This is a genomic window from Pragia fontium DSM 5563 = ATCC 49100, assembly GCF_900112475.1.
Classification (GTDB): Bacteria; Pseudomonadota; Gammaproteobacteria; order Enterobacterales; family Enterobacteriaceae; genus Pragia; species Pragia fontium.
The window spans coordinates 248,237-254,654 of the sequence record NZ_FOLW01000005.1 but is presented as its reverse complement, the minus strand read 5'-3'; the positions used below and the strand labels follow the sequence as shown (position 1 = coordinate 254,654).

The following is a 6,418-nucleotide window of genomic DNA, read 5'->3' as shown; positions in this document are numbered from 1 at the left end:
GGGATCTTGACTAATAAATGAACGTGATCTAATTGAACATTTAATTCCACTATTTCTATATGGAGCTGTTCACTCAAAATTCTTATTTGTCTGTACACCTCTTTCCCTACATTATTTTTCAATATTCGGAATCGGCATTTGGGCGTCCAGACTATATGGTATTGACAATGCCATAGCACATGCGATGCTTTTTCGAATCTACTCATGGTTAAATCCTTATCAGTTATGGGGATAACAGATTCGGATTTTCCCATGAGTAGCCTTACTGGCAGAGCCTAAAGTCGATAACCACGTCCATAGGACGTGGTATTCAGTTAGAAATAAAAATAGCCAACTTCGGTTGGCTATTTTATTGTCAAACCTTGGTTAAATTAGGTTCTATGGATATTCTGCTCGTCATTAATCGAATCCTAAACTAATCCTCACTCAAAGAAGACGCTTCAATCCCCTTGCCATTGTTTCTGATTACATAGCCAAAGCTTAAGAACGTATGCAGCAACAGCGTAGAAAATAGCAGCACGCCAAAAATGTCCACTACAGGCAGATAAAATAGCCCACAAAAGGCCAATAGCAGGCCGATCGCAATCCATCCTAACCAACCCCATACCTTACCGTCAGAAATAGCGCCTAGCGTTAATGTCGCGCTCAGAATTAAAGTAAACAGTATCGGTTGATGCCACTTCTGTTCCCAAGTGCCTTCATGGTGAATATAATAGAGCACGATACCAAATAGCAGCACGCCTCCCGTCGCCAGCAGCTTAATCGATACCGGAAAGACCTTACCCGGTTTAATATTTGGTTCTTTTAACCGTAAAAACCGAAAAAATGGTAGGTTACTGGCCCAGAATGGATTATTGGTTTTGGTCGTCTTCGGTACACCATAAACAATGCTGACCTCGGTTAATTCCGGCTGGAAACTCCCAAACAACTTATCCCACCACAAAAACGTGCCGCCATAATTGGTGTTGATATACTGCTTATTGGCACCATGATGAATACGATGATGTGCTGGAGTAATCATAAAGCGCTCCAGAATGCCCGAATGGCCGACAACATCATTATGGTTATAAAACTGTACCGCATAATGAATGCTCGATACGGTAATGAAAATCTCCAGCGGCACACCCATCACTGCCAAAATGGTAAAAAACGGGATAGAACTTAATGAGGAATACCACGAGTTACGAATTCCCAAGGACAAATTATAGTGTTCTCCCTGATGATGAACTTCATGGATAGCCCATAAAAAGCGCCACTGATGATGCAACCGGTGTAGCCAATAAAAACAGAAATCCCAGGCGAAAAAGGTAAATACCCAACACACCCAAGGGCTAACCGATGAAAACAAATCAAAGCTGAAATAATTAAGTACCCAGGCAAAACAGGCAATTTCCACACCGCGAAATAGCCACATTAAAATATGACCGGAATTCAGATTGAAAATAACATCAACCCAAGGAATAACCTGCCCGCGAAAGTTTTTTAATACCCACAGCTCAAATAACATTAGGCCAATCATAACCACCAACGGTATTGCCAGTGCATTCATTTTTAGACTCCTTTCCTTACTCTTCCTGATGACAACATGCTGATATTCGCTTCCTCACCTTCCTATCGGTAAGCCTTAAGCAAATCCATCCAGATATCACGGCCAACGCGATACCACCGCCAAGATCTATCGCCAAATGTCTACGGGTTTGAATGATTGAATAACAAATAGCGATTCCCCAAAGGCTAGCCACTACGCGATAAACCTTGCGCCGATTTCCCAACATAGCCCAGCCACACAGCAACGTTAGCGCTGCATGTAATGAAGGAAAACAGTTCTGACTTGAATCAACTGTAGCCATCAAGCGCCATATCTCGTCATTAAAATCACTACCGGTAACCGGCGGATAATCCAGCGTTGTTGGAAATAATAAAAATAGTGCGCCGCTAAAACAGGCACACAGTTGCATTGAGCGCCTTAACCAAAGAATTCGATTGCTGTCGGCCAACCAAAAAACCGCTGGGATAAAGAGAAAAAATGAACAGTAAAGCCAAATCCCGGAGGTACTAAAAGGAATTAACCGGTCAATAAAAGATTCGCCGATCGTTCGAGCCGGTGCCTGAATCAGCCCGGTAGTGGCATAAACGATACCAACAAACCCCCAACCATATATCAGCTGTCGCAGTCGACCTTGAAAGTCCATTATTCCGCATCTCGAATATGTAATATGCGCCGCCTTTTCTGCATAAAAGTCGCTGAAGTTAGCTGCGAAGACAGACTCCAACTCAGGCGGGAAGTCTCCACACCCAACTGCTCAAATGTCTGAATCAGTCTCTGCTGACACTGTACAACCAACGCGTCATCCCCTTCGACCGACAGGGTAAGATGGGTTTGTTGACTTAAAGTAAGCTGATAATCTGCCGTTAACGGTAACGTCTGAGCAAAGACCCGTGAGCATACGTCGGCAAAAACCGAAATAACTGAGCTATTCTCTTTACCCGGTAGAGTTAATACGTCATCACAGCGCCCTTCTATACGCTCAATCGCCATGCTATGGCTACCGCATGGGCATGGCGTATTACGTTTGATAAGGACGTCATCCAGACGATAACGAACAATCGGCTGCGTAGTGCGGGTAAAATCGGTAATGATAGGCACAAAACGCTGTTCATCCAGCCACTGCGGTTCGAAATGAATAAACTCTTCGTTTAAGTGCATGGTGCCGTGGGCGCAGGTCACGCCGAGAAATCCTTCCGTTGCCTGATACACTTCCCGCACATCACCGAAAACCTCTTTTAATAAAGCTTTATCTATCGGTTCCAATACTTCCGCAACGGAAATTACGCACTGTGGTTTTAGGGTCGTCTGCTTATTCACCACGGCCAAAGCCAGCGCTCTTAATACCTGAGCCGGTGCCACCACAATGGTTGGTGAATACCTTTCAAGCTGTCGAATGTGGTGGTCAAAAGGGGAAAACAGATCAAAAAATCGGAAAGAAATCCAACGGCTGTCTATCGATGAATAAAGATTATTATTAGCCCTTAAGAATAGAGCTACTCGTTCGCCGTAGAATAAACCTCTGGGTAATAATTTAGCCAATAATGTGCCAGCCCAACGCGTCTGTTCCTGCGGACTCACCACAAACACACCACGACGGTGGGAAGTCCCGGAGGAAAGTCCAACACTATAGCCGTTCACCGTCGGTGAAAAATCCCGTGAATTCTCTGATTGCAAAGCACAATTCAATACCTGTTCCAGCTGTAAACCCGCGGTATTCATCTGATCAAAGTTAGCCATCATGACTGCCTTATCCATCATCGGCCATTCAGTTCTGGGCTGATTCACATAATGTTGAAAATAAGGACTGGCAGACATCACCCGCCGGGCAAAATGGACTAAGCGGCGGTCTTGGTAATTTTCCAATGCTTGTCGGTTAGCAAAATGACGTTTTCTGGTCTGGTAATAGGACCAGAGTATTTTCACCAGACGCATTACAAATTACCCTCATGACTTAAATATATTCTGACATTTCCTTTATCTAGCTGATGCAAATCACTCAGGGTTCGATAATAAGCTTTGCTATCCGCCATGATGATATTTGCCAGACGGGAAGGTCCCCTTAATTCACGATAGTTTTTATCCGACCAAGCTGCATCAGCGGCAAGCAACACCCACCCTTCAGCCGTGAGCACAAAGGCGCCAATATGCCCTGCCGCATGGCCAGGCAGTTCAACCAGCATCACTTCCTTATTACTGTCCGGTAATACATAAGCACGTTGAAATGGCCGTAACTCAGCAGGTAAATCAACTTGCTCAAACTGCTCAATAAAAGAAACTTGAGATTCAAAAGACGCTGGAATTAACGCTGGTACAAAACCCTGCTTCAACGCACTAAACCCGGTTAAGGGACGAATATCATGCCATCCGCTACCAGAGCAGATATAGCGGGTATCGGTAAAGTCACGTAATCCAGCAATATGATCGCCGTGGAAATGAGAAAGAATCAGACCATTCAGATCCTGCGGTAAGATTCCTTTTTGCCTCAACTGGTTGGCAATCGATGCTGAAGATTCAAAATAGACCGGGGTAACCTTACGGTAAAGAGCAAATACGCCATGGCGAGTCGCATCATAGAAATGGGTTGCATATCCGGTATCCCACAGCCAACGTCCAGAACCTGCCTCTATCAACCAAGTTCTGGCCGGAAAGGCGCAGACGGATAAACCTGCCCCTTTCAATGCGACGCAGGCAACGTGAGTACAGTATCCAGCTTCAAACGAGGTAATGGTTGCCATACGGTTTATGCTTCCCCATTCTCTTTCAGCCACTGAGCTGTCAGCGCCAATCCCTGCTCCATACTATAACGCGGGAAATACCCCAGTTCTCTTTGGGCTTTCGATGAATCCAACGTCATATCAAAATTCAATGCCCCCATACTATATCGGGTAAACGCCGGCTCACGGTGGCTATAACCAGAATATCTTTCCATCAGTCCAGCCACACGACTGAGCAACCAATAAGGAACAGACTTAATCCGGTATTGCATATTCAGCATGTCCAATAGCTGGCCTACGGCTTGCTTCAACATCACCGGCTGTTGGTTAGTAATATTATAAACCGCGCCAGAAGGAAGCGGCTCCACATGCGTTGCCAGTTCCATCGCATGAACCACGTTCATCACATAAGTCATATCCATCAGCGCTTCTCCTCCTCTGGGTAAAGGAAGAACGCCCCGACGTTTTTTCAACAGCGATAAAATACGAGGAAGCAATACGCGATCCTGAGGCCCAAACAGCGCTCTGGGACGCAGGATAATAAATCGAGTGTCCGGATATTGAAGGACTAAACGTTGGATCTCCCGTTCCGCTAATAGCTTTGTTACTGCATAGTGATTAACCAACTTAGCGGACTTGAAAGTTTCAGGAATATCACGGAAGTGGCGATAGTTAAAATAGATAGAAGGCGTGGAGATATGAACAAAGCGTTTAACTTTCCGCTCTCCCGCCATGGTGGCCAATAAACGAGTGGCTGTCACATTGGCTGAAAAGAAATCGGTGTAATCTCCCCAAGGAGAAGACTTTGCAGCACAATGCCAAACGGTATCTACCCCATCAAACAATGCGTCTTCCTGCTCAGGCGTTATCATGGATAAATCGGCCTGTACAAAAGGCACGTCGAGCTGTCGCAGTTTTTCACCCTGTTCAATATCTCGCCCAGTGGCAATAACAGGGGTATTATGTTGTTGTAAATACTCTACCGCATTTCTACCCAATCCGTGCGTTGCACCGGTTACTAATATCGTCATACCGTCAACACCATCCCACCCAACGTTAGGCCGGCCGCAGTACCGACAAGTAAGACTTTAGCACCTTCCGTCAAACGTCCGGTCACCATCGCTTCATGTAAAGCCGTTGGTATCGATGCCGATACCTGATTACCATGACTGTGATAAATATCAATGATCGCACTTTGGGGCAGCCCTAAACGCCGGGACATATGCTGCATTGACAGATAACTGGCCTGATGAGGAACCACTAAATCAACCTCATGATAGTTATAACCTAAAGGTTCAAATAGTCTATCCAGAAAGCCTTCCATCAGTTTCGATGCCAGCTTAAAGACTTTTTTGCCATCCATATGAAATAAGAAATCACTGTCTTTCATGCCGCTGGTTGGATTACAGCGTGTGCCACCGGCCAGAATCTCGCAGTAGGTTTTCCCTTCAGGATAGGTTTCCATGCGGTAAGCTTGGCACCCTACCGTCTCCGATCCTATTTCAACGATGGCCGCTGCTGCGCCATCGCCAAAAATCAGCGAGCTCTCTGGGTCGCTCCAATCAAGCCCACGTGACGGGATCTCTGCAGAGACAATGGCAATACGCCGATACGTTCCGCTGTTTAATAGCGTCGCCGCAAGCTGTAAGCCCGCCATGAATCCTAAGCAACTCGCGTTGATGTCAAAAGCGCTTATCCCAGCAGGCAAGCCTGCTGCCTGCATAATTCGGCAGGCCATCGAGGGCAAGGCTTGATCGGGAACCGCTGAAGTAGACAGGAGTAAATCGATTGAAGATGAGTGGATCTGAGCTGCATTAATAGCATCACGTAATGCTGCCGCAGCCAAATCAGATTGGAAATCATTCACTGAAGAAAAATAACGATAATCTACCCCTGATTTTTTCTTAACAAATCCACTTGTTTTATTTAAACGTAAATCAAGTTCTGAAGAGGATATCTTTTCTGCAGGCAATGCCTTACCGGTTGATATAATCCTTATAGGTAACATAAATTCCTCTTTACCCGTCCTTAGAGGAGGGGGATATTACGTTTCCCCCGCCAAAATAGCACTAAGCCAGAACTTATTTTTACCAAATAAAAACTTAAATAAGTATTAGTAAAGGTAACTGAGTATTATTTTACTCATCGATTGATC

7 protein-coding genes are annotated in these 6,418 nt (G+C 45.3%); all 7 read right to left on the bottom strand.

The features are described 5' to 3' along the window. Positions 1-206, bottom strand: a 206-nt coding sequence (gene tnpA / locus BMZ28_RS09920) for an IS200/IS605 family transposase (protein WP_139211632.1), incomplete at its 3' end; no start/stop codon positions are given. A 209-nt stretch (positions 207-415) separates the two neighbouring features. Continuing rightward, the gene (locus tag BMZ28_RS09915) at positions 416-1,549 is read right to left on the bottom strand and encodes a sterol desaturase family protein (protein WP_074822819.1); all 1,134 of its coding nucleotides are present in this window, start codon (positions 1,547-1,549) and stop codon (positions 416-418) included. Between the two features lie 16 nt (positions 1,550-1,565). Further along, a complete protein-coding gene (locus tag BMZ28_RS09910) occupies positions 1,566-2,192 on the bottom strand; it encodes a phosphatase PAP2 family protein (protein WP_074822817.1) in 627 nt (208 codons plus the stop codon). Beyond that, entirely contained in the window at positions 2,192-3,481 is a 1,290-nt protein-coding gene (locus BMZ28_RS09905) for a F390 synthetase-related protein (protein ID WP_074822813.1), read from the bottom strand. Before BMZ28_RS09905 ends, BMZ28_RS09910 begins: the two co-directional genes overlap by 1 nt. Then, on the bottom strand, positions 3,481-4,284 hold the full coding sequence (locus tag BMZ28_RS09900) for an MBL fold metallo-hydrolase (RefSeq protein ID WP_047781392.1): 804 nt from the start codon (positions 4,282-4,284) through the stop codon (positions 3,481-3,483). The genes BMZ28_RS09905 and BMZ28_RS09900 overlap by 1 nt, the downstream gene beginning before the upstream one ends. Positions 4,285-4,289: 5 nt before the next feature. After that, a complete protein-coding gene (locus BMZ28_RS09895) occupies positions 4,290-5,294 on the bottom strand; it encodes an NAD-dependent epimerase/dehydratase family protein (protein ID WP_047781393.1) in 1,005 nt (334 codons plus the stop codon). Continuing rightward, the gene (locus BMZ28_RS09890) at positions 5,291-6,271 is read right to left on the bottom strand and encodes a 3-oxoacyl-[acyl-carrier-protein] synthase III C-terminal domain-containing protein (RefSeq protein ID WP_074822810.1); all 981 of its coding nucleotides are present in this window, start codon (positions 6,269-6,271) and stop codon (positions 5,291-5,293) included. The genes BMZ28_RS09895 and BMZ28_RS09890 overlap by 4 nt, the downstream gene beginning before the upstream one ends. Between the last annotated feature and the right edge of the window lie 147 nt (positions 6,272-6,418).